This is a genomic window from Streptomyces sp. NBC_01190 (assembly GCF_045039895.1).
Classification (GTDB): Bacteria; Actinomycetota; Actinomycetes; order Streptomycetales; family Streptomycetaceae; genus Actinacidiphila.
Genome location: NZ_CP108580.1, coordinates 2307226 through 2333769, shown reverse-complemented (window position 1 = coordinate 2333769; position 26544 = coordinate 2307226). Strand labels below are relative to the sequence as shown.

21 protein-coding genes are annotated in these 26544 nt (G+C 73.2%); 11 read left to right on the top strand and 10 right to left on the bottom strand.

All coding sequences use genetic code 11. From position 1 onward, the window contains the following. Positions 1-39: 39 nt before the first annotated feature. Entirely contained in the window at positions 40-1482 is a 1443-nt protein-coding gene (locus tag OG519_RS09815) for a hypothetical protein (RefSeq protein WP_405581361.1), read from the bottom strand. A gap of 216 nt (positions 1483-1698) precedes the next feature. Between OG519_RS09815 and OG519_RS09810 the strand changes: the two genes are divergently transcribed. Continuing rightward, complete coding sequence (locus tag OG519_RS09810) at positions 1699-3240, top strand: hypothetical protein (protein WP_405581359.1); 1542 nt, start codon at positions 1699-1701, stop codon at positions 3238-3240. Here OG519_RS09810 and OG519_RS09805 read toward each other — a convergent pair. The 4 genes from OG519_RS09805 to OG519_RS09790 all read right to left on the bottom strand — a co-directional run bounded on the left by OG519_RS09805 (position 3177) and on the right by OG519_RS09790 (position 7883). Further along, positions 3177-3632, bottom strand: coding sequence for a GtrA family protein (locus OG519_RS09805; protein WP_405581356.1), 456 nt, complete (start codon positions 3630-3632; stop codon positions 3177-3179). The two genes, OG519_RS09810 and OG519_RS09805, sit on opposite strands and share 64 nt — an antisense overlap. Further along, the gene (locus OG519_RS09800) at positions 3632-4609 is read right to left on the bottom strand and encodes a glycosyltransferase family 2 protein (RefSeq protein WP_405592598.1); all 978 of its coding nucleotides are present in this window, start codon (positions 4607-4609) and stop codon (positions 3632-3634) included. The genes OG519_RS09805 and OG519_RS09800 overlap by 1 nt, the downstream gene beginning before the upstream one ends. Then, complete coding sequence (locus OG519_RS09795) at positions 4609-7188, bottom strand: YfhO family protein (RefSeq protein WP_405581353.1); 2580 nt, start codon at positions 7186-7188, stop codon at positions 4609-4611. Before OG519_RS09795 ends, OG519_RS09800 begins: the two co-directional genes overlap by 1 nt. Positions 7189-7658: 470 nt before the next feature. Next, positions 7659-7883, bottom strand: coding sequence for a hypothetical protein (locus OG519_RS09790; RefSeq protein WP_405581350.1), 225 nt, complete (start codon positions 7881-7883; stop codon positions 7659-7661). Positions 7884-8769: 886 nt separating this feature from the next. Here OG519_RS09790 and OG519_RS09785 point away from each other — a divergent pair. From OG519_RS09785 to OG519_RS09775, 3 genes are all read left to right on the top strand, one after another. After that, on the top strand, positions 8770-12021 hold the full coding sequence (locus tag OG519_RS09785; protein ID WP_405592596.1) for a S41 family peptidase: 3252 nt from the start codon (positions 8770-8772) through the stop codon (positions 12019-12021). Positions 12022-12248: 227 nt separating this feature from the next. Next, a complete protein-coding gene (locus tag OG519_RS09780) occupies positions 12249-12608 on the top strand; it encodes a histidine triad nucleotide-binding protein (protein ID WP_405581348.1) in 360 nt (119 codons plus the stop codon). Between the two features lie 51 nt (positions 12609-12659). After that, entirely contained in the window at positions 12660-13559 is a 900-nt protein-coding gene (locus OG519_RS09775; RefSeq protein WP_405581346.1) for a ribonuclease Z, read from the top strand. A 77-nt stretch (positions 13560-13636) separates the two neighbouring features. On the opposite strand, the gene OG519_RS09770 is transcribed toward OG519_RS09775, so the two are convergent. Beyond that, positions 13637-14437, bottom strand: a complete 801-nt coding sequence (locus OG519_RS09770) for an HAD family acid phosphatase (protein WP_405581343.1) — start codon at positions 14435-14437, stop codon at positions 13637-13639. Between the two features lie 142 nt (positions 14438-14579). Next, positions 14580-15950, bottom strand: a complete 1371-nt coding sequence (locus OG519_RS09765) for a 6-phospho-beta-glucosidase (protein WP_405581340.1) — start codon at positions 15948-15950, stop codon at positions 14580-14582. A gap of 89 nt (positions 15951-16039) precedes the next feature. Here OG519_RS09765 and OG519_RS09760 point away from each other — a divergent pair, with 89 nt between their 5' ends. The 6 genes from OG519_RS09760 to era all read left to right on the top strand — a co-directional run bounded on the left by OG519_RS09760 (position 16040) and on the right by era (position 21830). Continuing rightward, positions 16040-17164 (top strand): carbohydrate kinase family protein, encoded by a 1125-nt coding sequence (locus OG519_RS09760; protein ID WP_405581338.1) that lies wholly within the window; start codon positions 16040-16042, stop codon positions 17162-17164. Positions 17165-17327: 163 nt separating this feature from the next. Beyond that, positions 17328-18398, top strand: a complete 1071-nt coding sequence (locus OG519_RS09755) for a PhoH family protein (RefSeq protein WP_405581336.1) — start codon at positions 17328-17330, stop codon at positions 18396-18398. A gap of 15 nt (positions 18399-18413) precedes the next feature. Beyond that, entirely contained in the window at positions 18414-18908 is a 495-nt protein-coding gene (gene ybeY, locus OG519_RS09750) for an rRNA maturation RNase YbeY (protein ID WP_405581335.1), read from the top strand. Positions 18909-18929: 21 nt separating this feature from the next. Further along, positions 18930-20240, top strand: coding sequence for a hemolysin family protein (locus OG519_RS09745; RefSeq protein WP_405581332.1), 1311 nt, complete (start codon positions 18930-18932; stop codon positions 20238-20240). A 40-nt stretch (positions 20241-20280) separates the two neighbouring features. Then, entirely contained in the window at positions 20281-20664 is a 384-nt protein-coding gene (locus tag OG519_RS09740) for a cytidine deaminase (protein WP_405581330.1), read from the top strand. A gap of 194 nt (positions 20665-20858) precedes the next feature. Next, the gene (gene era, locus OG519_RS09735; RefSeq protein ID WP_405581327.1) at positions 20859-21830 is read left to right on the top strand and encodes a GTPase Era; all 972 of its coding nucleotides are present in this window, start codon (positions 20859-20861) and stop codon (positions 21828-21830) included. Positions 21831-21855: 25 nt separating this feature from the next. On the opposite strand, the gene OG519_RS09730 is transcribed toward era, so the two are convergent. Continuing rightward, positions 21856-22947: an Lrp/AsnC family transcriptional regulator gene (locus OG519_RS09730; protein ID WP_405581324.1), complete on the bottom strand. Its 1092-nt coding sequence runs from the start codon at positions 22945-22947 to the stop codon at positions 21856-21858. Between the two features lie 119 nt (positions 22948-23066). Between OG519_RS09730 and OG519_RS09725 the strand changes: the two genes are divergently transcribed. Beyond that, positions 23067-24503, top strand: a complete 1437-nt coding sequence (locus tag OG519_RS09725) for an MFS transporter (protein WP_405581321.1) — start codon at positions 23067-23069, stop codon at positions 24501-24503. A 280-nt stretch (positions 24504-24783) separates the two neighbouring features. On the opposite strand, the gene OG519_RS09720 is transcribed toward OG519_RS09725, so the two are convergent. Further along, complete coding sequence (locus tag OG519_RS09720; protein WP_405581318.1) at positions 24784-25077, bottom strand: protealysin inhibitor emfourin; 294 nt, start codon at positions 25075-25077, stop codon at positions 24784-24786. A gap of 39 nt (positions 25078-25116) precedes the next feature. Continuing rightward, positions 25117-26241, bottom strand: a complete 1125-nt coding sequence (locus OG519_RS09715; protein WP_405581315.1) for a M4 family metallopeptidase — start codon at positions 26239-26241, stop codon at positions 25117-25119. Between the last annotated feature and the right edge of the window lie 303 nt (positions 26242-26544).

The following is a 26544-nucleotide window of genomic DNA, read 5'->3' as shown; positions in this document are numbered from 1 at the left end:
CCACCGGGGATCCCGGTGGGCCCTGGGGGCTTATGGCGGTCAGCCGCCGAAGCGGACCGACGCGACCGGCTGGGTGAAGCCGACGGCTGTCAGGTCGTTGACCGAGGCGGTGATCACCTTGGAGGTGCCGGTGCAGTCGGGGCCGGTCCAGATCTTGACCGGGCCGCCGCTGAGCTGGATCGACAGCGCGGCGAACGGCTGGGCGAGGGTCTGGCAGCCGGGGCCGGAGGCGCCCACCGAACCGCTGGGCTCCGTCAGGTTCTTGCCGCTGTCGAGGATGACGCTGCCGTTGCCCAGGGTCACCGAGCCGCCGGTGCTCGCGGTGGGAGCGGCGCTGGTGGCGGGAGCGCCGCCCGGCGCCGTGCCGCCGTCGCCCTGGGCGACCGGGGGAAGCACCTTGCCGCCCTTCGGGGAGACCGCGAACCAGGTGCCGCCGACGCCCTCACCGTTGGTCTGACCGGGCGCGGTGTCCTTGCTGAAGCGGTAGACCGGCCAGCCGCCGATGGTCACCTGCCGGCTGCCGTCGGCGCGCTTGACGATGCCGACCTGCGCGGTCGGCACACCGTTGACGAAGATCCGGGTGCCCTGGTGGACCAGGACCGGCGGCCAGGTTTTCGCGCAGTCACCGTTGCAGTTGGACATCGAGGGGTGCGCCGTGTCCTTGTCGAACCGGTAGAGCGTGAAGCCCGCGCCGTCGTGCACGATCGGGTTGAGGCCGCCCGCCGAACCCGCCGTGAGCTGGACCCACTTCATCGCCGCCGGGTCGGTGCGCGGACCCTTGTAGTTGTCACCGGTGTTCGGCGGCGCGTGGTGCTGAGCGGCCGTTCCGGTGGAGTAGTCGAGCCCGGTCGTGCCGTCCTGGCCCTGCGGGGACTGCCCGGCCTTCGTGCCGTCAGGCGTGACACCGAACCAGGTGCCGCCCACGCCCTGCCCGTTGGTCTGTCCCGGCGCGGTGTCCTTGCTGAACTTGTAGACCGGCCAGCCGCCGATCGTCACCTGGAGGTTGCCGTCGTCCCGCCGGACGACACCGACCCGCGACTTCGCCACGCCGTTGACGAAGATCTTCGCACCGGGCCTGACCACCACCGGCGGCCAGGTCGTGGCGCAGTCACCGTCGCAGTTGGACTTCGACGGGCTCGCGGTGTCCTTGTCGAAGCGGTAGAGGGTGAAACCGGCTCCGTTGACCACCACCGGGTTGAGGTCGCCCGCCGAACCCGCGGTCAGCTCCACCCACCGCATCGCCGCCGGGCTGTCGCTCGGCCCCTGGAAGAAGTCGCCCGTATCGGCCGGGGCGTTGTTCTGCTGGGCCGTCCCGTTGGTGAGGCTGACCGGACCGGCCGGTGCCGCGGCGCTGGTGGCCGGTTGTCCGGCGGTCGTGGCGGGCGCGGAACCACCGTTGTCGCTCGTGGGCCCGCAAGCCGTCAAGGCGATCGACCCCGCGGCGAGAAGGGCGGCAAAGCCGGCCAGACGAGTGCGGATCATGGGTCTTTCCTCCGAAGTACCTGGTGCGGCGGCCGTTGTGTCAGCCGCTCGGACAGGTACACGGCCGCCTCCGCGAACCCGTTCAACGCGATGTGCCGCCGGACATGGTCGTTGCCCGGCCGGGATACGCCGGTGACAGTGTCACGGCCGCGGGTGTCCCGATGGGCGCGCCTTACCGGCGGCCGCCCGTCGGGTGCCTACGGTGTGATCACCGCCATGTCCGAGAAAACAGCGCGCACCTCCGTCGGAGCCCGAGCACCGGTCACGTCAGCCGGGCGGCGGGTGAGTCCGCGTGCCGTGCCCTGGCTGGCCGCGGTCGCGCTGGGCTTCTGCCTCACGCAGGTGGCCGTGGTGGTGCCGGGCAGCGGGCTGGGCTGGGACGAGACCGTCTACACCAGCCAGGTGAGCCGCCGGCTGCCGGCCGCGTTCTTCAGCGCGCCCCGGGCCCGCGGGATCTCCTTCCTGGCCGCGCCGGTCGCCGCCCTGACGACTTCCACCGTCGCGCTGCGGGTGTGGATGGCGCTGCTGTCGGCCGCCGGGCTCTACCTGGCCTTCCGCGTCTGGCGGACGCTGGTGCCGGCGCCGGTGCTCGCGCTCGCCGCCGGCTTCTTCGCCACCTTGTGGATCACGCTGTTCTACGGGCCGCAGGTGATGCCCAACCTGTGGTCGGCGTACGGGGCGTTGGCGGCCGTCGGCTGCTTCCTGCGGGCCGCCCGGGATCCCGCCGACCGGTCCGCGGTGGTCGGACTCGGCCTGGCTGTGGCGCTGACCGGGCTGATGCGGCCGCCGGACGCCGCCTGGCTGGTGCTGTCGCTCGCCGTGCTGGCGCTCTTCCTGCCCGGCGGGCGCCGCCCGCTGCTGTGGGGCGCCCTCGCCGCCGGAGTGGCGCTCGGCTGCGGCGAGTGGCTGATCGAGGCGTACGTCCGGTACGGCGGGCTCGCCGAACGGCTGCACCGGGCCAGTGCCATCGAGGGCGGCACCGGCCGGCACTTCGCGGTCGACGACCAGATCAGGGCGCTGGGCGGCCGCACGCTGTGCCGCCCCTGCGACGTGCCGTGGCGGAACAAGGTCACCTCGGTGTGGTGGTTCGCGCTGCCGCCGCTGGCGGCCGGCGGCGTGCTCGTCTCGGCCCGGGCCCGGCGTGCGGCCACCGCCCTGGCGCCGCTGCTGGCCGCGTCCTTCCTCGCCGTCCCCTACCTCTTCCTGATCGGCTACGCGGCGCCGCGTTTCCTGCTGCCCGCGTACGCGCTGCTGGCGCTGCCCGTCGCCGCCTGCGGCTGGGCGCTGGCCACCGCCCCGGCCGGCCGCCTTCGGCCGCTGCTGCTCGGGGCCGTCGCGGTCGCGGTCTGCGGCCACCTCGCCGTGCAGTTCGCCGTCACCGCCTCCGACGTGCGCGCCAACCGGGCGATGCGCGGCGCGTACGACGCGGTCGCCGCCCGGCTGCACGCCGCCGGGGTGCGGCCGCCGTGCGTGCTGACCGGCGACCACGCCGTGCCCATGGCCTTCTACGCCGGCTGCTCGTCCCGGCAGATCGGGGGCCCGGACGCCAGCATCAGCACGGCGGCACTGGTGGCCGCCGCCCGCACCCGGCCGGTCGCCGTCCTCGTCCCCCGCCACGGCAGGCCGCCCGCCTACGCCCGCTCCTGGACCGCCGTCACCCTGCCGGACTCACGGGCCTTCCCCGGCTACCACGGCTATCTCTCCCCGGCCGCCGGCCGCGCGCCGGCCGGCGTCAGGATCCGCCGGGACAGCAGATAGGTGAAGGGGATGGCGACCAGCGCGGCCAGCAGCGGCGCGAACTTCTTGTCCATCCCGGCCCAGTGCACCAGCGCGAAGAGGCCGGCGCTCTGTACGGCGTAGTTGGTGATGTTGGTGAGCGGGAAGAGCGCGAACTTCCGCCAGGTCGGACGGGTGCGGTAGGTGAAGTAGGTGTTCATGAAGAACGAGCCGACCATGCTCAGCAGGAAGGCGAGCGTGTAGGCCGCGAAGTAGGCCATCAGCGGCAGCAGCAGCCGGTAGCAGCCGTAGAACGTCACGGTGTTGACGCCGCCGACGAGGCCGAACCGGAGGATCTGGCCGAGTTGGCCCCGCGCGGCGCTGCGGCCGGCCGGTGGCACGGCGGCGGCGCGGCGCCTTTCTTCGAGCGGCATCACACCACCTTGCCCTGCGACAGCCGGCGCCGCCTCGGGTCCTCGGGCTTCCCGGCGACGCCGGCGCTCTCCTTGATCAGGAAGTGCGGCCGCCGCTTGGTCTCGTAGTAGATCCGGCCGATGTACTCACCGATCAGCCCCAGCATCACCATCTGCACACCCCCCATGCCGACCACGATGGCGACCAGGGTGACGTAGCCGGGCAGTGTGACACCGTACGACATCGCGGTCACCGTGATCCACACCGCGTAGAGCGCGGCGAGTCCGGCCAGGGCGACACCGAGCCAGATGGCGATCCGCAGGGGGCGGTTGTTGAAGGAGAAGAGGCCGTCGAGGCCGTAGTTGAGCAGGCTGCCGAACCTCCACTTGGTCTCGCCCGCCTCACGGGCCGCGTTGCGGTAGTCGAAGGTGACGGTGTCGAAGCCGATCCAGGAGAAGAGCCCCTTGGAGAAGCGGTTGTACTCCGGCAGCGACAGCAGGGCGTCCACCACCGGCCGCGAGAGCAGCCGGAAGTCACCCACCCCGTCGGCGAGTTCGACGTCCACCCACTTGTTGACGGCCCGGTAGTAGGCGCGGCTGAGCGCCGAGCGCAGCGGTTTGTCGCCCTCCCGGCCGCGCCGGGCGATCACCTGGTCGTGGCCGAGCTGATAGAGGTCGAGCATCCGGGCGATCAGCTCCGGCGGGTGCTGGAGGTCGGCGTCCATGATGATCACGGCGTCACCGGTGGCCTCCCGCAGCCCGGCGAGCATCCCGGCCTCCTTGCCGAAGTTGCGGCTGAAGGAGACATAGCGGGTGCCTCCGGGGTGCCGCTCGGCCAGCAGCCGGAGCCGGGCGAGGGTCCCGTCGGTGCTGCCGTCGTCCACGTAGCAGATCTCGTACTGGATCGGGAGGTCGTCCAGCATGCCCCGGGTCGTGGCGTCGAACCGGTCGATGACCGCTTCCTCGTTGTAGCAGGGCACGACGACGGACAGTTTCATCATGGGTGTTCCCCGGTGCCGATACGTGATGAGCGGGTCCGGACCAGGCCGCCGACAGCGACGGCGAGCAGCAGCACCGCCGCCAGACCGCTCGCCAGCAGCCCGGCCGTCAGACCCGGGGTCGAGAAGGAGCAGGCGAGGCGGGACCCGCCGGCGCCGAGGTTCACGGCCATCAGGCCGCCGAGTGTGCCGGGGGCCTTCGCCGCCCCGCCGTCCACCGAGCACCGCCAGCCGTCGACGGCGGGCACGGCCACCACGGCCGTACCCGTGGCGCGGCGGCCGAAGGAGGCCGCTATCGAGTGGCCGCCGGCGGTGATCCTGGCCGGCCCGCCGGCCTTCAGCGCGCTCACCGCCCGGCTGAGCGCGTGTCGGTTCAGACAGGCGACCGGCGAGCGCGGGATGTCCTGGGCGCCGGCGCCGGCGAACGCCAGCGTCAGCGCGCCGCCGCCCGCGACCTGCCCGACCGGCAGGATCCCGTTGTCAGTGGTGGGAAAGACGCCGCCGCGCCGATATGTCACCCCGTTCGCCCGCAGGGTGCCGGCGAACCAGGGCGCGTACACGAAGGCGGAATCGCCCGGCGCGCAGGTCGCGGTGAAGGTGGTCCCGGCGGTGCCCTCGGCGGCGGGCGGCAGCCGCCAGACGCCGCCGGGTCCGGCGGTGGGCCGGGGCCCCGCCGTGGGTCTGACCGCCGGCACGGTGTAGACCCTGGCGCCCAGCACCCGCTCCTGCCGGGCGAAGACGGAGGTGTCGGCGGCGGCGCCGTCCAGGGCCGCGGCGGGTCTGAGGGTGACCACCGGCGGCGCGGCGATCGCACGCCGCGCGAAACCAGTAGCGGTGTGCGGGGTGGCGACGAGATAGCTGCTCACGCCCATGATCGCCCGGCCGACCGGGTCGTCGAAGCTGACCGTGTGCCGGCCTTCTATGAACCAGCCCGCGCCCAGCCCCCGCAGGGTGACCGCGGTCCGCTCCGGCAGATAGCTGCTGTAGTACGAGCCGCCCTCGCCGCCGATCAGCAGCGGGTCGTTGTCGGCGAAGCTGTGCGGGCCCGGGTCGGTCCGGGTGGCCGGCCAGGTCCCGGCCGCCTCCCGGCCCTTGACCGACGCGTACGCGGCCAGCGACCGGCTGTCGATGGTCTGCTTCGGCTGCCACCAGCGGCTCTGGTCGCGCGCCGCGGTGACGGAGAGCACGTTGAAGGCGGTGGCGAAGAAGACCGAGCAGGTCAGGGCGCCGACGACGGCGACCCGCACCCGCCGGTCGCGCCGCTGCCGGTAGAGCACCAGCAGCCAGAGCACCAGGGCCGAGTCGGCCACCGCCACGATCCAGTCGTCGCCGGACAGATAGTGGCTGGCGCTGGTGACGGCGAAGAGCCCGGCCAGCACCCCGCCGCCGGCCAGCAGTTCGGCCGGCCGCGGCCGGCGGGCCAGGGCCAGCCAGGCGACCGCCACCTCCATGGCGGTCAGCGCGATGGCCGCCCGGTACGGGCTGCCGTTGGGCATGACCAGGCCGTGCCACAGCAGGATCGTCGGCGTCCAGACGTAGGAGAGGGCGACCACCAGCAGCAGCCCGAGCCACAGGGCGCGCTCCTTGCCCGGCACCCGCCGCATGAACGGGAAGGTGAGCACGAGCAGCAGCCCGAGCACACCGACCGAGATCCGGGGGCCGCTGGGGAACGGGCCGCCGGGCAGCAGATGGGCGAGGTAGTCCCGGGGTCCCGGCGGCCCTTGGTAGACGATGTCGGGGGCCGGCTGGGACGCCTTGCTCGCCTTGTAGGTGACGGTCAGCACGGGGGCGGCGAGCAGCACACCGGTCGCCGTCATGGAGACCGCCCGCAGCAGGACGCGCCCCCGTTCCCGTACCGGACGCCCGTCGAGCGTCAGCCGCACCAGCAGGACCAGGCCGATGGCGATGGTGCCCATCGCCGCGGTGTAGAAGTTGCCGGCCCAGGCCACGGCCACCAGCAGCGCGCCGGGCACCCAGTGGCGCCGGCGCAGCGCCCAGTCGGAGACGAGGCCGAGCACCGGGAGGGAAACCAGGCCCCACATCCACATGGGGTCGGAGAAGCCGTCGGAGATCGTCCAGCCGCTGACCCCGTAGCCGACCGCCAGCAGGGCGCGGAGCCAGGGCGAACCGGGATGCAGCAGGCCCAGGAAGACCGTCATCAGGGCGCAGGCGAGGCCGATGCTCAGCAGGGTGACCAGGAACACCGGGAACTGGACGGCGTCCCGGGGGAAGAGGCCGACCAGCCAGGAGAACGGGTTCATCAGATACGTGAAGAAATCGGCCAGGAACGGCACCCCGTAGCCGCTGCTCCAGTTGAAGATCAGATCGCCGTGGGCCTGGCCGTGCGTCAGGTCCCACAGATGCGCGTGCAGGGGGACGAACTGGTTGCCGAGGTCGTTGACGGCCCGCGAGCGCGGCCCGAACGGGTAGGTGCCCCGGACGGCCATCGCCAGACAGTAGGCCCCCATGCCGAGCAGCGACGCGAGCAGCGCGGCCGAGAACTGGGCCTCGGGGCGCCGTCCGGCGACCCGGAAACGCACCCGCGAGGGTGCTACGACGGTTCCGCGGGAGGTCAGCACCGAGTCACCTCGCTCCCTCGTATCGGTCGGTTGACGTGTCCGCCAATCGTGCTACTACGACGTGTAGTAACAAACACGGGGATGAACCCGCCGCCTTCGCCCGCGCCGCTTCCGCGTCGGCCCCGCGGGACGCTCGCCCCGCGGCCGCCGGGAAACGGCTGATGACACCAGCACAAGTCCGCCGTGTACTCGGTGGCAAGCCGGCTTGGACCACCGTGATGACGTGCTCACCCGCCTGTACGAGCGGGGCGGCCGTCATCCCGGGGCCGGCCGGCGGGTTCGCGGCAGCGGTCCGTCACCTCCGAGGAGCCGCGCCCCCGCCCGGCGGACAGAGGACCGGCGCGGTGGTGCGGCTCACCGTGGAAGAGGGGAGGACGGGGGGATCGGTTCCGTCCGCTTCGTGGGGGCGGGATCGCCCGTGCCTCTCCGGGGGTCCGGGGGTCCGGGGGATCCGGGGCCCGGTGGATCCGTCAGATCGGGCGGGCGGCGAAGAGTTCGAGGTGGCCGCAGGCGGGGCAGCGGTAGGCGTCGATCTGCCAGCGCTGCCGGCCCCTGCGTTTGGCTCCGCCGAACGCCCCGAGCTGGAGCGGGCCCGCGATCCAGCGGGAATAGCCGCGACCGCCCTCGCCGGAGTCTTCGACGAAGCCGCGTTCCAGACCGCCGGAGCCGCAGAGCGTGCAGGTGTAGGTGTCCACCGGGGGAGTGTAGGAGGGCTCTGTGGGACGGGGGTGGCGAGGGCGCGGGCGCCAGTTGGTCGGGGCGGGAATCGGGGCAGCCGGCCGCCCGGCCGTGACATCCGTACTCCGGTGAGGAGTTGATCCTGGTTAGGGTGGCGGAGTGACGCACCCGACATCCCACACGCGGCCGGAGCAGCAGCCCACGGAACGGCGACCGACGCGGCAGCGCCGGCAGTCGACCGCGCAGGACGCCCCGCCGCCGACCGACCAGCCGGAGCCCCAGCCTTCGACCCGCCCCGCAGCGAAGCCCGCCGCGGCGGGCCAGCCCGCGAAGAAGGCCGCGGCGAAGCGCACGGCGGCGGGTAAGAAGACGGCGTCGGGGCGGGCGTCCGCCGGGCAGGCGGCTGGTGGTGGGACGGCGGTCGGCAAGAAGGCTGCCGCGAAGAAGGCGGCCCCGGAGAAGTCGGTGGCCGAGCGGGCGTCCGCCGGGCAGCCGGCCGGCCGCGAGGCGGCGGCGGCTAAGAAGGCCGCACCGAAAAAGACGCTGGCCAGGAAGTCTGCGGCGGGGCGGGCGTCCGTCGGGCAGGCGGCCGGGCGGGAGACGGCGGCGGCTAAGAAGGCCGCACCGAAAAAGACGCTGGCCAGGAAGTCTGCGGCGGGGCGGGCGTCCGCCGGGCAGGCGGCCGGGCGGGAGACGGCGGCGGGGAAGAAGGCTGGCGTCAGCAAGGCGCCGCCGGGTAAGACGGCGGCGGGGCCTGCCGCGCCGAAGAAGGCCGCCGGGAAGAAGCGGGTCGGGGCGGGGGCGGCGGACGCCCGGCGCGATCAGGGGGCGGGGAGGGCGCGCCCCGCCGGTGAGCGGCCCGCGCAGCCCGCTTATCTGCGGAACCCGCACCCCTTCGGCGAGGTGATCGCCTTCACCGCCGAGGACGACGTCTGGCTCGCCCCGCTCGACGGCGGTCGCGCCTGGCGGGTGAGCGTGGACAACGTGCAGGTCGGCCGGCCCCGGATCGCACCGGACGGCGAGCTGATCGCCTGGACCTCGACCCGGGACGGCGCACCCGAGGTGCACGTCGCGCCGGTCGAGGGCGGCCCCTCCCGGCGGCTGACGTACTGGGGCAACGGCCGTACCGCGGTCCGGGGTTGGACGCCGGACGGCGAGCTGGTGGTGATCACCGCCGACGGCCAGGCGTCTCTGCGGCGGAGCTGGGCCCGCGCGGTGCCGCTCGACGGCGGGCCGGCCAGGACCCTGCCGTACGGGCCGCTCGGCGACCTGGCCCACGGCCCCGGCGGCGCCGTCCTGCTCCAGTCGGCGACGATGGGTCGGGAGGCCGCGTACTGGAAGGGCTACCGGGGCGGAACCGCCGGCAAGCTGTGGCTGGACCCGGACGGCGGGGGCGAGTTCCACCGGGTGCACGCCGGACTCGACGGCAACATCGAGTGCCCGATGTGGGTCGGCGAGCGGATCGCCTTCCTCAGCGACCACGAGGGCCAGGGCGCCGTCTACTCCAGCCTGCCCGACGGCTCCGACCTGCGCCGGCACAGCCCGCTCGGCGGCTTCTACGCGCGGCAAGCGGCCACCGACGGCAGCCGGATCGCCTATATGTCCGCGGGACGGCTCTTCCTGCTCGACGATCTGGCCGGCGCCGAGCCCCGCGTGCCGCGTATCTCCCTCGGTGGTCAGCGCGCCGACCTCCACCCCCACCCGGTCCGCGCCTCGCACCACTTGGGCGGCGCCCGCCCCGACCACAGCGGCCGCGGCAGCGCCGTCGAGATCCGCGGCACCACCCACTGGATCACCCACCGCGGCGGCCCGGCCCGGGTGCTCGCCGCGGAACCCGGCGTCCGTACCCGGTATCCGCGGGTGTTCTCGCAGGGCGGCGACGGCGACCAGCACGTGGTGTGGGTCACCGACGCCGAGGGGGACGACGCGCTCGAACTCGCCCCGGCCACCGGCCTGCCGGCCGGTACCGCGCCGCGCCGGCTGGCCGCCGGCCGGATCGGCCGGGTGCACGAGATCGAGGTGTCACCCGACGGCCACCGGATCGCCGTCGCCGCCCACGACGGCCGGGTGCTGCTGGTGGAGACCCAGACCGGCGAGGTCAGAGAGGTGACCGCCGGGGACGCCGGAGACGCCTCCGACCTGGCCTTCTCCCCCGACTCCCGCTGGCTCGCCTGGTCGCACCCCGGGCCCGGCTCGCTGCGGCAGATCAAGCTCGCCGCCACCTCGGACCTCACCGTCGTGGACGCCACCCCGCTGCGCTTCAACGACTTCGCGCCCGCCTTCACCCTCGACGGACGGCACTTGGCGTTCCTCTCCGAGCGGGCCTTCGACCCGGTCTACGACGCCCATGTCTTCGATCTGTCCTTCCCGAACGCCTGCCGCCCGTATCTGATGACGCTGGCCGCGACCACACCCTCGCCCTTCGGACCGCAGCGGCACGGCCGGCCGTACGACGACGAGGGCGAGGAGGACCCGGCCAAGGACGGCACGGGCACCGACGACCCCGCGAACAGGGACGGGGAGAACGACGGGGACGGCAAAGGCAAGGGCGACCGCCCCCGTACCCCTGTCACCAAGGTGGACGCGGAGGGCCTGGCCGACCGGATCGTGCCCTTCCCGGTGGAGGCGGGCCGCTACTCCGCGCTGCGCGCGGCCAAGGGCGGGGTGCTGTGGCTGCGGCACCCGCTGGTCGGCGTGCTCGGCTCCGCGCTGGCCGGGCCGGACGCGCATCCGCCGAACACCGTGCTCGAACGCTACGACCTGGCGCAGTTGCGCACCGAGGAGATCGCCGACGACGCCGAGGACTTCGCGGTCACCGGCGACGGCAACCGGGTGCTGGTCACCCACGGCGGCCGGCTGCGGCTGGCGCCCGCCGACAGCAAGGCCGACGACGACTCCGACAGCTCGGTGCGGGTCGACCTCTCCCGGATCCGGGTCACCGTGCGCCCCACCGACGAGTGGCGGCAGATGTACGGCGAGACGCACCGGCTGATGCGGGACAACTTCTGGCGCGCCGACATGAACGGGGTCGACTGGGACGCGGCCGGCGAGCGCTACCGGCCGCTGCTCGACGCCATCGCCACCCACGACGACCTCGTCGACCTGCTCTGGGAGCTGCACGGCGAGCTGCGCACCTCGCACGCGTATGTCATCCCGCCCGGGGGCTACCGCGACCCGCTCCAGCGGCAGGGCCTGCTCGGCGCGGACATCTCCCGCACGGCGGAGGGCCGTTGGCGGATCGACCGGGTGCTGCCCGGTGAGTCCTCCGACCCGCACGCGCGCTCCCCGCTGGCCGCGCCCGGGGTCGCGGTACGCGCCGGGGACACCCTGCTCGCGGTCGACGGACACCCGGTGGATCCGGTGACCGGGCCCGGCCCGCTGCTCGTCGGCACCGCGGGCAAGCCGGTCGAGCTGTCCGTCGCACCGGCGGCGGGCGGGCCGGTACGGCACGTGGTGGCCGTACCGCTCGCCGACGAGGAGGCGCTGCGCTACCACGACTGGGTGGCGGACCGCAGGGCCCATGTGCACCGGGCGTCCGGCGGGCGGCTCGGCTATCTGCACGTGCCGGACATGGTCAGCAGCGGCTGGGCCGAGCTCCACCGTGATCTGCGGGTGGAGTTCGCCCGGGAGGGGCTGGTGGTGGACGTCCGGGAGAACCGCGGCGGCCACACCTCCCAACTGGTGGTGGAGAAGCTGGCCCGCCGGATCGTCGGCTGGGACATCCCGCGCGGCGCGCTGCCGTTCAGCTATCCGCAGGACGCGCCGCGCGGACCGGTGGTGGCGGTCGCCAACGAGTTCTCCGGCTCGGACGGCGACATCGTCAACGCGGCGGTCAAGGCGCTCGGCATCGGCCCGGTCGTCGGCACCCGCACCTGGGGCGGCGTCATCGGCATCGACAGCCGCTACCACCTGGTCGACGGCACGGGGGTCACCCAGCCGAAGTACGCCTTCTGGCTGGAGGGCTACGGCTGGGGTGTGGAGAACCACGGTGTCGACCCGGACATCGAGGTGCCGCACACCCCGCAGGACTGGGCGGCGGACCGCGACCCGCAGTTGGACACGGCGATCGAGCTGGCGCTCGCCGCGCTCGTGGAGCGCCCGGCGAAGACGCCGCCGCCGCTGCCGCCGGTGCCGCCGGCTCCGCCACGGGGCTGACGCTCGGCCGCCGGACCGGGGGAGGTCCGGCGGCCCGGTAGCATGCCAAGGCTTGATCGTCGCGGCGAAGCCGGCCCGGCCGGACCATCCGGCCGGGGCCGGAGGCGTCGGTGATGCCGGTCAGGTCGGCGAAGCCGGCCAAGCCGGTCAGGTCGGCGAAGCTGGTGAAGCAAGCGAACTCGTCGAAGCCAGGGAAGCCAGGGAAGCCAAGGAAGGGAGCCGTCGCCATGGCGGGAGAACCGCAGGCCGACTGCCTGTTCTGCAAGATCGTCGCCGGGGAGATCCCGGCGACCATTGTCCGGGAGACCGACACGACCCTCGCCTTCCGGGACATAAACCCGCAGGCGCCCACCCATGTCCTGGTCATCCCGCGCGTCCACTACCCGGACGCCGCCTCGCTCGCCGCCGGCGACCCGGGCGCGGCGGCCGACGTGCTGCGGGAGGCCGGGAAGGTCGCCTCGCAGGAGCAGGTGAACGAATCCGGTTACCGGATCATCTTCAACTCCGGCCCGGGCGCGGGTCAGACCGTCTTCCACGCGCACGCCCATGTACTCGGCGGCCAGGACCTCCGGCGGCTGGTCGCCTGAGCCGCGCGGCGCGGGCGTAGGACGTCACCGGACACTTCGTGGGAGCGGCTCGTGCGGGAACTGGTCGTCCTCGGTACCGCCAGCCAGGTGCCGACCCGGCAGCGGAACCAGAACGGTTATGTGCTGCGCTGGGACAGCGAGGGCATCCTCTTCGACCCCGGTGAGGGCAGCCAGCGCCAGATGCTGTGTGCCGGGGTGTCCGCGCACGACCTGACCCGGATCTGTGTCACCCATTTCCACGGGGACCACTCGCTGGGGCTGGCCGGGGTGATCCAGCGGATCAACCTCGACCGGGTGCCGCACCCGGTGACCGCCCACTACCCGGCGAGCGGGCAGCACTTCTTCGACCGGCTCCGGCACGCCACCGCCTACCACGAGACGGCGGACCTGCGCGAGGCACCCGTCAGCGGCGACGGACCGCTCGCCGCCACCGCGCACCTCACCCTGTCCGCCGCCCTGCTCTCGCACCCCGTCGAGTCCTACGGCTACCGGCTGGACGAACCCGACGGCCGCCGGCTGCTCCCGGAGCGGCTCGCCGCGCACGGCATCACCGGCCCGGACATCGGCCGCCTCCAGCGCGAAGGGAGCCTGGACGGGGTCGACGTGGCCGAGGTCAGCGAGGCGCGCCCCGGGCAGAGCTTCGCGTTCATCATGGACACCCGGCTCTGCCCGGCCGTCCCCGCCCTGGCCGAAGGGTGCGATCTGCTGGTCATCGAGTCGACCTTCCTGGACGAGGACCTCGCCCTGGCCACCGACTACGGGCATCTGACGGCCGGCCAGGCCGCGACGGTGGCCAGGGACGCGGGCGTGCGCCACCTCGTGCTGACCCACTTCTCCCAGCGCTACACCGACCCCGCCCCCTTCGCCGAGCAGGCCCGCGCGGCCGGCTTCACCGCCGAACTCACCGTCGCCGAGGACCTGATGCGGATCCCGGTCCCCAAACGCCGCTGACGGCCGGCACCTTCGCCGCCGCAACGCGCGAAGGTGCCGCCGTCGAGGCCGCGGGGATCAGGGCGGATCAGGGCAGATCAGGGCAGGTAGTACATCGGGTTCGGCAGCTTGAAGGACTTGTCGGCGTAACCGCCGGACAGGTCGCTGTACTGGTCGCCGAAGTTGCCCACGATGTCGTACCCGAGGGACTCGATGTGCGCCCGGGTCCCCGACTTGTACTCGATGGTGGTGCAGGTGGCGCCGCAGGCCAGGTAGGCGGGCGGCGTGGCGGTGTTCTTCAGGTAGAGGTGGGCGGTGTCCGGAGTTGCCTGGTAGCCGACCGCGCTGAGGTTGCGTACGGTGTCGGCGCGCTGCGACTCGCCGCGGCCGGTGATCCAGAAGACCGTTATGCCGTGCGCCGAGGCCCAGTTGGCGAGGGTGTCCATACCGAAGACCGCCGGCATGTTCTTGGTGTCCAGGTAGGCCTGGTTGCTGGCCGGCGTGTAGTTGAAGCCCACCTCCAGCTCGTAGTTGTACGTGAGCAGACTGGTGTCGTCCACGTCGAGGACGATCGCCGGCTTCTTGCCGTGGCCGCCGCTTCCGGCGTGCCCGTGCACGGTGTGCGCGAGATACGCGGTGGCCTTGGCCTCGATCCCGGCCACCTGCCGGGCGTAGTTGCCGCCGGCCGACGCCTGGTGCTCACCCGAGGCGTCGACCGTGTCGCCGTAGTACGCCTTGATCTCGCTGACGACATTGGTGAGGTTGGGGATCTCCTTGTCGCTGCGCGGGACGGAGTTGTCCGCGCCGGCGGCGCCCACGCCGTAGAAGGTGACGCCGAGGGTGACCGCGGCGGCGGCCAGCGCCAGGGCGCGGCGGGAGGAGAGACGGGCACGGGGCATGGCGGTGCTCCTTGAAGGCTCGTTGGTGCGGCGGAATCTAGACCCCCGCTTCCGAGCAGGTCAAGGATGATCTACGCGCGTGGTCGGCCGGGATGCGGCGACGGGTCATTTCTCTTGTGTTAAGCCCCAGTTCAGCGAGTGTTCACCAACGGGCCGCGGTCAGGATCCGGTCCGCGACGGTCGGCGAGTCGACCAGGGGGTGCAGCGCGAGGGCCCGCAGGGCGGCGCGCCGCGAGCCGGTGGTGGCCGCCTCGATGGTGGCCCGCTCGACCGCCTTGAGGGTCAGCATCAGCCCGGCCTGATGCTCGTCCGGCGGTGCCACCGGCAGCGGCCTGGCCCCGAAGGCGCCCACCTCGCACGGCACTTCGACCACCGCCGCCGGGTCGAGGAGGGAAACCGCCCCGCCGCCCGGCACGTTGAGGATCAGCACCGTCCGCTCGTCCCGGGCCACGGCCCGCATCAGCGCCAGGGCCACCCGGTCGTAGCCGCCGCCGTCCAGATCGCGCTGATCACGCTCCCAGCCGCCGGTGGCCGCCCGGTTCTCCGCCATGTACGTCTCCTCGCGCTCCCGTCTGGTCCCCTCCCACAGCCGGTAGGCGTCGGCGGGCGCCGCCTCGGCCGCCGCGAAGAAGGCGGACTGCTGCCGGTCGAGGAACTCCCCGCGGGTGGCCGGGGCCGAACGGACCGCCGCCAGGGCCTCCCGGCGGAAGTAGTAGTAGTGCAGATACTCGTTGGGCAGCGAGCCGAGGGCCGCCAGCCACTCGGCGCCGAAGAGCCGCCCCTCCTCGAACCCGGCCAGCGCCGCCGGATCGGCGAGCAGGCCCGGCAGCAGGTCCCGGCCGTCGGAGGTGAGCCGCCGCAGCCAGCCGAGGTGGTTGAGCCCCACGTAGTCGTAGCCGAACCCCGGTGCGTCCGGATCGGCGCCGGCCGCCCGCGCCGCCCGCCGGACCAGGCCCACCGGCGAGTCGCAGATCCCGATCACCCGCGGACCGAGCACCCGGGCCATCGCCTCGGTCACCAGGCCCGCCGGGTTGGTGAAGTTGATCACCCAGGCGTCGGGCGCGACCGCGCGGACCCGTTCGGCCACCGCGAGCGCGACCGGCACCGTCCGCAGCCCGTAGAGCACCCCGCCCGCGCCGACGGTCTCCTGGCCCAGCACCCCCTGGGCCAGCGGCGTCCGCTCGTCACCGACCCGGCCGGCCGTGCCGCCGACCCGCATCGCCGAGAAGACGAAGTCGGCGCCGCGCAAGGCGTCGTCCAGATCACCGGTGAGCCGCAGCGCCGGGGCACCCGCCGACGCACCCGCCGGTCCGCCCGCCGATCCGGCGGCCGTCCCCGCTGCCGCTTCCCGCTCCCAGGCCGCCCGCTGCGCGGCCAGCACCGCGCCCACCACCCGCAGCCGCCGCGGGTCCGTGTCGTGCAGCACCAGCTCGGTCACCAGCGGGTCGCCCAGCAGCGCGCGGTGGACCAGCGGCACCCGGAAACCGCCGCCGCCCAGAATCGTCAGCCTCATCGGATGGTCTTCCTCCCTGCGCCCGTCCTGCCCGGCGGCCTCCGCAATGGTCCTACGCGCCCGCCCCGTCTTCGGGCACAGTGTGAATCATGGACGACCACCCCGTTCTCGACCCGCTCGGTGCCCTGCGCGCACCGGGGGACCCGGCGACCGACGTGTATCTGACCGGCACCGTGTTCCTCGACATCATCTTCACCGGCCTGGACAGCGCACCGGTGCGCGGCACCGAGTCATGGGCCCGGGGGATGGGTTCGAGCCCCGGCGGTATCGCGAACATGGCGACCGCGCTGGCCCGGCTCGGGCTGCGCACCACGCTCGCCGCGGCCTTCGGGGACGACATGTACGGCGACTACTGCTGGGACAGCCTGGAGGACGGCGAGGGGATCGACCTGACGCCGTCGCGCCGGATCCCCGGCTGGCACTCGCCGGTCACCGTCTCGATGGCCTACGAGGGCGAGCGCACCATGGTCAGCCACGGCCACCAGGCGCCGCCGCCCGAGGAGGCGGTGCCCGCCTGCCCGCCGCCGGCCCGGGCCGCGGTCGCCTCGCTCGGGCACCGCCTCGACGACCCCGCGGGCCGGCACAGCGCCCCCGAGCTGGACTGGATCGCCGGCGCCGCCGCCTCCGGCACCCAGATCTTCGCCGACGTCGGCTGGGACGAGACGGGCCGCTGGGATCCGGCCGACCTGGACGGGCTGCGGCACTGCGCCGCCTTTCTGCCGAACGCCGAGGAGGCGATGCGCTACACCCGCGCCGCCACCCCCCGCGAGGCCTGCCGGAAGCTGGCCGAACGCGTACCGCTGGCCGTCGTCACCCTCGGCGCGGACGGCGCCTGCGCGGTGGACTCGGCGTCCGGTGAGACCGCCGAAGTGCCGGCGCTGCTGGTGGAGGCGCTCGACCCGACCGGCGCGGGCGATGTCTTCGTGGCCGGCTTCGTCACCGGCACGCTGGCCGGCTGGCCGCTCGCCGACCGGCTCGCCTTCGCCTCGCTGTGCGCGGCCCTGTCGGTGCAGGAGTTCGGCGGTTCGCTCTCCGCGCCCGGCTGGATCGAGATCGCCGGCTGGTGGGAGCAGGTGAAGGCGTTCGCGGGGCAGGCCGTCGGCGACCGCGAGGCGCTCTGCCGCTACGGCTTCCTCGACGCCCTGCTGCCGGCCGGCACCCGCCCCTGGCCGCTGCGGCGGGCGGTGCCCACCATCGGCTTCCGCCCGGCGTGAGGCCTTGCGCGTAACGGCCCGGGCCATGGCTTTCCCGGGCCGTTACGCGCAAGGCCTAATTCCCCTCGGCGGGCGGCGCCCCACGTCGTACCCTTGGAACCCCGGGGGTTTCCGGGCCCATCGATCAGCAGAAAGCGGGATGAGCAGGCCCTAGCGCCGGCCCATGACTCAGACACCGACCAAGCAGCAGCAGCCGCCGCGGCAGGCGCGCGCCCACTTCGTCGTACCGGCCAAGCACCCCATGGTGACCGTCCTTGGCTCGGGTGACGCTCTTCTGCGCGTGATCGAGCGGGCGTTCCCCAGCGTGGACATCCATGTACGCGGCAACGAGATCAGCGCCGTCGGCGAGGCCGAGGACGTGGCCCTCGTCCAGCGGCTCTTCGACGAGATGATGCTGGTCCTGCGCACGGGTCAGCCGATGACCGAGGACGCCGTGGAGCGCTCCATCGCCATGCTGCGGGCAGGCGGCACCGCGGGCGTCGAGGGCGGCGCGGAGACCCCGGCCCAGGTGCTCACCCAGAGCATCGTGTCCAGCCGCGGCCGCACCATCCGGCCCAAGACGCTCAACCAGAAGCGGTACGTCGACGCGATCGACAAGCACACCATCGTCTTCGGTATCGGCCCGGCCGGCACCGGCAAGACCTATCTGGCGATGGCCAAGGCGGTGCAGGCGCTCCAGGCCAAGCAGGTCAACCGGATCATCCTGACCCGCCCCGCGGTCGAGGCGGGCGAGCGGCTCGGCTTCCTGCCCGGCACGCTCTACGAGAAGATCGACCCCTATCTGCGGCCCCTCTACGACGCGCTGCACGACATGCTGGACCCGGACTCGATCCCGCGGCTGATGGCGGCCGGCACCATAGAGGTGGCGCCGCTGGCGTACATGCGCGGCCGTACCCTCAACGACGCCTTCATCATCCTGGACGAGGCGCAGAACACCAGCGCCGAGCAGATGAAGATGTTCCTGACCCGGCTCGGCTTCGAGTCCAAGATCGTCATCACCGGCGACGTCACCCAGGTCGACCTGCCGAACGGCACCAAGAGCGGCCTGCGGCAGGTCCAGGACATCCTGGCCGACGTCGAGGACGTCCACTTCTCCCGGCTCACCAGCACCGACGTGGTGCGGCATAAGCTGGTCGGACGCATCGTGGACGCCTACGAGGCCTACGACACCGCCCAGACCGCGGCGGACGCGGCCGCCGGCGGCGGCAGCGGCTCCAGGCCCAAGAGAAAGTAACCGACGAAAACCATCATGGCGATCGACGTCAACAACGAGTCCGGCTGGGACATCGACGAGCAGGCGGTCCTCGACGCCGCCCGCTACGCCCTCCAGCGCATGCGCATCCACCCGCTCTCCGAACTCTCGGTGATCGTGGTGGACGCCGCGGCGATGGAGCAGCTTCACCTCCAGTGGATGGACCTGCCGGGGCCCACCGACGTCATGTCCTTCCCGATGGACGAACTGCGTCCCGGCAAGGAGGACGAGGAGCCCGCCCAGGGGCTGCTCGGCGACATCGTGCTCTGCCCGGAGGTCGCCAAGAAGCAGGGGGAGGAGGCGCCGACCAAGCACTCCATGGACGAGGAGCTGCACCTGCTCACCGTCCACGGCGTCCTCCACCTGCTCGGTTACGACCACGGGGAGGCGGACGAGAAGGCCGAGATGTTCGGTCTGCAGAAGACGATCCTGGACGACTGGCGGGCCGAGCGCGGCATCGAGGGCGAGTCACCCGCCCCCACCACCCACTGACGGGCGACGGCACCCCAGACCATGATCGTCTCCGCTGTTCTGCTGGTCATCGTCGCCTGGCTGGCCGCCTGCGCCGAGACCGCCCTCGCCCGCGTCTCCCGGTTCCGCGCCGAGGACGCGCTGCGCTCCGGCCGCCGGGGTGCCGCCAAGCTGCTCGCCGTCGCCTCCGACACCACGCGCTACCTCAATGTGGCGCTGCTGGTCAGGGTCGCCGCCGAGACCGCCGCGGCCGTGCTCATCACCGTCGTCAGCGACCGGAACTTCGACGCCACCTGGCAGGTGCTGCTGGTGGCGATCGGCGTGATGGTGCTGGTGTCGTACGTGGCCATCGGCGTCTCGCCGCGCACCATCGGCCGCCAGCACCCGCTCAACACCGCGACGGTCGCCTCCTACGTGCTGCTGCCGCTGGCCCGGGTGATGGGCCCGATCCCCGGGCTGCTGATCCTGCTCGGCAACGCGCTGACCCCCGGAAAGGGCTTCAGACGCGGCCCGTTCGCCAGTGAGGCGGAGCTGCGGGCGATGGTGGACCTCGCCGAGTCGGAGTCGCTGATCGAGGACGACGAGCGCCGTATGGTGCACTCGGTCTTCGAGCTCGGCGACACCATCGTCCGCGAGGTGATGGTGCCGCGCACCGATCTGGTCATGATCGAGCGGTTCAAGACGGTCCGTCAGGCGATGACGCTGGCGCTCAGAAGCGGCTTCTCCCGGATCCCGGTGACCGGCGAGAGCGAGGACGACGTGGTGGGCTTCGTCTACCTCAAGGACCTCGCCCGCCGGGTGCACATCAGCCGCGAGGCCGAGAACGACCCGGTCTCGTCGCTGATCCGGCCCGCCGCCTTCGTACCGGACACCAAGAACGCCGGCGATCTGCTGCGGGAGATGCAGCGGGAACGCAACCATGTCGCGGTCGTGGTCGACGAGTACGGCGGCACCGCCGGGATCGTCACCATCGAGGACATCCTGGAGGAGATCGTCGGCGAGATCACCGACGAGTACGACCGGGAGACCCCGCCGGTCGAGGAGCTGGGCGACGGCCGCTACCGGGTGACCGCCCGGCTCGACATCGGCGACCTCGGCGAGCTGTACGGGGTGCCGCTCGACGACGACGACGTGGAGACGGTCGGCGGACTGCTCGCCAAGGCCCTCGGCCGGGTGCCCATCCCGGGCGCGACGGCGGTGGTGCCGCTGCCAGAGGACGGCTCCGGCGAACGGCACACGGTCGCGCTGCGGCTGACCGCCGAGACGCAGGCGGGGCGGCGGAACCGGATCGGCGCGGTGCTGGTGGAGCCGCTGGCGGCGGACTCCGGGTCGACGATGGCGGCTGACGCGTAAAGCTGCGGGCAGGGCGGGGGCGGGGGTTGGCCCGGCCCTTATGATCACGGCTATGAGCGAACCGCGGCCGCAGGCCGTCAGCCCCCTGGACCCGGAAGACCGCAAGCTGATCACGCTCGCCCGGTCGGCCCGCGCCCGCAACGCCACCCCCGAGGGCGCCGCCGTACGCGACGAGACCGGCCGCACCTATGTGGCCGGGTCCGTGACGCTGGAGTCGCTGAAGCTCACCGCGCTCCAGACCGCCGTCGCCATGGCGGTGGCCAGCGGTGCCGGCTCGCTGGAGGCGGCCGTGGTGGTCACCGCCGCCGAGCGGCCCGCCGGATCCGACCTGGCCGCGGTACGCGACCTCGGCGGCCCGGACACCCCGGTGATCCTGGCCGGGCCGGACGGCGAGGTACGCGCGACGGTCGCCGCCGGGTCCTGAGCAGCCGGGGCCTGAGCCGCTGGGGCAGGAGCCGGGGCCCGATCGTCCGGCGGTATCCCCGTATCCCCGCGGCGTCCCTGGCAGCCCTGGCCGCCGTCGCACCCCTGGAATGCGCTGGTGAGCGTCCCGCTCGTCCGCGGCCGCCGGCCCGGCGTCCGAGGCGGCGTCCGCGGCCGCTCTCCTCATCGGGGAGAATGGGGAGCATGAGCGCTCGTACCCCTTCCGCCGCGACCCCGGACGCCACCGCCAAGGCTCCCCACCGGTCCGGTTTCGCCTGCTTCGTCGGCCGCCCCAACGCCGGCAAGTCCACCCTCACGAACGCTCTCGTCGGCCAGAAGGTGGCGATCACCTCCAACCGGCCGCAGACCACCCGGCACAGCGTGCGCGGCATCGTCCACCGCCCGGACGCGCAGCTCATCCTGGTCGACACCCCCGGCCTGCACAAACCCCGCACCCTGCTCGGCGAGCGGCTCAACGACGTGGTCCGCACCACCTGGGCCGAGGTCGACATCATCGGCTTCTGCCTGCCCGCCGACCAGAAGCTCGGCCCCGGCGACACCTACATCGCGCGCGAGCTGGCCGGCATCAAGAAGACCCCGAAGGTGGCGATCGTCACCAAGACCGACCTGGTCGACTCCAAGCAGCTCGCCGCCCAGCTCATCGCGGTGGACCGGATCGGCCGGGAACTCGGCCTGGAATGGGCCGAGATCGTGCCGGTCTCGGCCGTCGGCGGCGAGCAGGTCACGCTCCTGGCCGATCTGCTGATCCCGCTGCTGCCGGAAGGCCCCCAGCTCTACGCCGAGGGCGACCTCACCGACGAGCCCGAGCAGGTGATGGTGGCCGAGCTGATCCGCGAGGCGGCGCTCGAAGGGGTTCGCGACGAACTCCCGCACTCCATCGCGGTGGTGGTCGAGGAGATGATCCCGCGCGAGGGGCGCCCGGCCGACAAGCCGCTGCTCGACATCCACGCCAACCTCTACATCGAGCGGCCCAGCCAGAAGGGCATCATCATCGGCCCCAAGGGCGCCCGGCTGAAGGAGGTCGGCACCAAGTCCCGCCACCAGATCGAGGCGCTGCTCGGCACGCCGGTCTTCCTCGACCTGCATGTGAAGGTGGCGAAGGACTGGCAGCGCGACCCCAAGCAGTTGCGCAAGCTGGGGTTCTGAGCGGACCGGCGCGGCGCGGGACCGGTCAGCCGCGCGGCGCCGCCGCGGTGCGCCGCACCGGGTCGAGGGAGGGTCCCGGGCCCTTCAGGACCCGGTGGAAGGGGGCGGTCTCGGTCCTGCGGATGCCGGGCAGCGCGGCGACCGGCCCGGTGAGATAGCGGTAGAGCGCGCCCGGGTCGCGGCAGTCGATCACCGCGTAGACGTTGGCCGTACCCGTGGTGGCGCAGGCGAAGGCGACGTTCCGGTGCTCGGCGAGCGCGGCGCCCACCTCGGCGAGCCGGGCCGGCTCCACCTCGAGCCACAGCGCGACCCGCAACTCCCGTGGCCGCGGCCCGGTTTCGTAGTCGAGGTCGAAGTAGAGCGCGCCGGCCGACCGCAGTTCCGACAGCCGGCGCCGCACCCTCGTCTGCGACCAGCCGACGACGGCGGCCAGTTCGGCCGCGGGGGTCCGGCCGTCGGTGGCCAGCGCCGCCAGCAGCTTCTGGTCGTCCGCGCCCAGCGGAAAGGGATCGGCGGCCTCCACGGCCCGGCGCGGCGCGTCCGGCGGGGTCAGCGCGCGGATCTCGGCCGGGTCGAGCGCCCCGAGCCGGCTCACCGGGCTCAGATCCCGCCCGTAGAAGATGTGCAGCATCGCGTGCGCGGTCACCCGGACCACCTGGGGCGTCCGCGGCAGCTTCGCCAGCAGCAGCGCGTCGTCCTGCCCGGGCCCGGCCGCCTGCACCAGGCAGGAGATCTCGGTGCCGCCGGAGATCAGGCCCACCCAGCGGGTGTCGGTCCGCCGGGCCAGCGCCTCACCCACCGAGGCCGCCGCGTCGGGGGTGCAGCGCACCCGGACCAGCCAGGGCGTCAGCCCGATCCGCAGCGGGTCGACCAGTCCCAGCACCCGGAGCGCGCCGGCCGTACGCAGCCGGCCGTACCGCCGGGCCACCGTCTGGTCGGAGACGCCCAGCACCTCGCCGATCCGGCTGAACGGGGCCCGGCCGTCGATCTGGAGCGCCTGCACGATGCGGCGGTCGAGCGGGTCGAGCGGACCGAAAACGCCGAGGCCGCTGAGTCCGCCGGGACCGCCAGTACCGCCGGGTCCGCCGACCAGAGCCGATGAGATGTCGGATTCCATCGCCCCAGGCTAGAAGATGTCGGATTCCGCCGCGCGGGGGCGGGTGGCTGGGGGATCTGCCGGGCGGTGCCGGATGGTGGAACCGCCACACCCATGAACCCCGAAACGGAGTCCACCCCATGCGCAAATGGCTGCCCCTCGTGGCGATATGCCTGGGCGCCTTCATCCTGCTGGTCGACGTCACCATCGTGAACGTCGCGCTGCCACGGATGGCCGACGACCTGCACGCGTCCTTCGCCTCGCTCCAGTGGGTGATCGACATCTACGCACTCGCGCTGGCCGCCCTGTTGATGGTGACCGGTTCGCTCGCCGACCTCTTCGGCCACCGGCGGCTCTACGCGCTCGGCCTCACCGTCTTCGCGCTCGCCTCGCTCGCCTGCGCGCTGGCGCCCAACGCGGCGGTGCTGATCACCGCACGAGCGGTGCAGGGGGTGGGCGGCGCGGCGATGTTCGCCACCTCGGCGGCGCTGGTCTCCGCGACCTACCACGGGCGGGACCGCGGCGTCGCCTTCGGCGTGTGGGGCGCGGTCAACGGCGCCGCCGCCGCGGCCGGGCCGATCGTCGGCGGGCTGCTCACGGAGGGGTTCGGCTGGCAGGCGATCTTCCTGGTGAACCTGCCGATCGCGGTGGTCGCGGTGGCGCTGACCCTGCGGGTGCTGCCCGCGCCCGCCCCCGCCGCCCGGTCCGGGGCCCGGCTCGACCTGCCCGGCGCCGCCGCCTTCACGCTGGCCGCGGCGGCCCTCACCTACGCGCTGATCCGGGGCGGCGAACACGGCTGGGGTGACGCCCTCACCGTCTCCGCCTTCGTGGTCGCCGCACTGGCCGCGGTCGGCTTCGTCGTCGCCGAACACCGCAGCAGCCACCCGATGCTGGAGCTCGCGCTGCTGCGCCGCCCCTCCTTCGCCGGGCTGCTCACCGGCGCGCTCCTCTACCAGCTCGCCGCCTTCAGCGGGCTGGTCTTCGTCTCGCTGTGGCTGCAGAACATCCTCCACCTCAGCCCGGTCCGCGGTGGTCTCGCGCTGATGCCGCTGGCCGGTACGGCCTTCGTCGTCGCGGCGGTGGCCGGCCGCCATATGCACCGCTTCGCCCCCCGGGTGCCGATCGGCGGCGGTCTGCTCTTCATCGCGGTGGGCTCGCTGCTGATCTGGGCCAGCGTGCACGCCGGCTCCGGCCAGTCCGCGCTCTTCGCCGGGCTCGCCATCAGCGGGGTCGGGGTCGGCCTCACCACCCCGGTGCTCGTCTCGGCCGCGATCGAGGCGGTACCGCCGCACCGGGCCGGCATGGCGGGCGGCGCGGTCAACACCTTCCGGCAGCTCGGCATGACCCTGGGCATCGCCCTCTTCGGCGCGGTCTTCACCGCCCGCCTCCGCCATGTCACCTCGACCGGCGGCACCGTCCACGCGGCCTACGCGGCCGGCCTCGACCGCATCTTCCTCCTCGCCGCCATAGCCGGCCTCGTCGGCGCCCTTCTCGTCCTCACCACGGTCCGCCGCCCCACCTCACCCACCCCGGCAGCCCCCACCCCTTCACTGGAAGAGCAGCCCGCCACCAGCTAGGGCGTGTTTTAGAAGTAGCGTCGTCCGCCCGCAGGGCGGGGCTCACGGCGTCTGGTGCGTGCGATCGCAAGGCGGAGGGTCGTCCTCGTAGTGGGCCTACTCGGACGAGCCCGACAACGCAGCGAGCGTGCGTGCCAGGCGCCGTGAGACAGACGGGACTTCTAAAACACGCCCTAGCGCTCGGACCAATTCCGGGGGCCCTGCCCGGGGCCCCGGGCGGATCTCCGAGGAAGCGGGCGGACCCGCCGCCCGGCTCTTCTCGCACACGGCCGGCGGAGCCCTACGCCCCTTCGCCCAGGATCGCTTCGATCAGTTCGCGTTGGGCGTCGGTGAGGTGGGGGTCGGCGCAGTGGGTGGTGCGGGAGCCGGCGGTGATGGTGTAGCTGAAGCCGTCCGGGACGACGCGGGGGTGGATTGTCTGGGTGGCGGCGGGGGTGAGGGACGGGGAAGAGGACGCGAGGACCGCTGTGGCCAGGGCGGCGAGGTGGGGGCCGTCGGGGTGGCCGGCGGTGTCGACGGTGGCGTTGCGGCGGATACCGGCGAAGCCGCCGGTACGGGTGACTTCGATCCGCACGGCGGCTCCTCGGGTTCGGCGGGCGCCCCGCCCGGAAGGTCAGGCCTGCTGGGTCTGGCCGGGCTGCTGGCGGGGGAGGGCGGGCTCGGCGGGATCGGTGGTGCGGCCGGCGGTGGGCGTGACGCCCACCGTGGTCCAGGCGGTGGTGACCGCCTCGACCTCCGTGCCCTCACCGTAACGGGCCGTGGCCGCGGCGGCGGTGGCCCCGGCGAATTCGGCGAACTGCGCGTTGGCCGGCAGGGCGCCGCCGGTGAGGGTGTCGTACCAGATCCGGCCGGCCCGCTCCCAGGCGTTGCCGCCCAGGGCGGCGGCCAGCAGGTAGAAGGCCCGGTTGGGGATGCCGGAGTTGAGGTGCACACCACCCTCGTCCTCGGAGGTCCTGACGTAGCCGTCCATGGAGCCGGGCTGGGGGTCCTTGCCGAGGCGGGGATCGTCGTAGGCGGTGCCCGGCTCCTTCATGGAGCGCAGCGCCTTCCCCGAGACGCCCGGTGCCAGCAGCCCGGCCCCGATCAGCCAGTCGGCCTGCTCGGCGGTCTGCCCGAGGGTGTACTGCTTGATGAGGCTGCCGAAGACGTCGGACACCGACTCGTTGAGCGCGCCGGACTGCCCGTGGTAGTCGAGGTTGGCGGTGTACTGGGTGACGCCGTGCGTCAACTCGTGCCCGATGACGTCCAGCGGGATGGTGAAGTCGAGGAAGATCTCCCCGTCCCCGTCGCCGAACACCATCTGCTCGCCGTTCCAGAAGGCGTTGTTGTAGCCCCGCAGGTAGTGGACGCTGGCGGTCAGCGGCAGCCCCCGGCCGTCGATGGAGTACCGCTGGAAAGCCTTCAGATACGTCTCGAAGGTCGCGCCGAGACCGTCGTACGCCCGATTGACGCCGATGTCCTTCGACGCCTTGGCGCCCTCGGCGCGCACCTTGCGGCCGGGCAGCGCGTCATGGTGCCGCGCGTCGTAAAGGGTGCGCTCGGGTTCCCCGCCGGCCGGCGCGGGCGCCTTCCCCGCGATCTGCTCGGTGGCGCCGAGCGCCGCCGTCAGACGCCGCCTGGTCCGCTCCCGGGCGTCGTGCTCCAGCGTGCGGCGGGCGGCCTCGGAGAGCACCCCCGCCCCGTTTCTGGCGAGGTGGTCGAGCACATGCGGCGGCACAATCGTGCAGAAGACTCCCATACGCGCAATGTGGCATCCCTCACACGCATTGTCACCGTTTTCTCCTTTCATTGACCAAAAGGAGCTAATCAGGACAGGTGCCATGGACAGGCCGCCGCATCTCTCATATTGAGAGGACGCCGCGCCCGGCTGCGCGATCCCGCCCGGCTCGGCTATGGTCTGTCCATCATGCGTTTCGGGCTGCTTCTCCTTAGCCGCCGCGGCGAGGGCCTGTAGTCGTAGGCCGACCCCCTCCCCGCGGAGTTCGGCGTTTCCCCGCCGCCGTCGGCCGCCCCCAGCGGACCCCCGAGGAGCCAGAGCCCC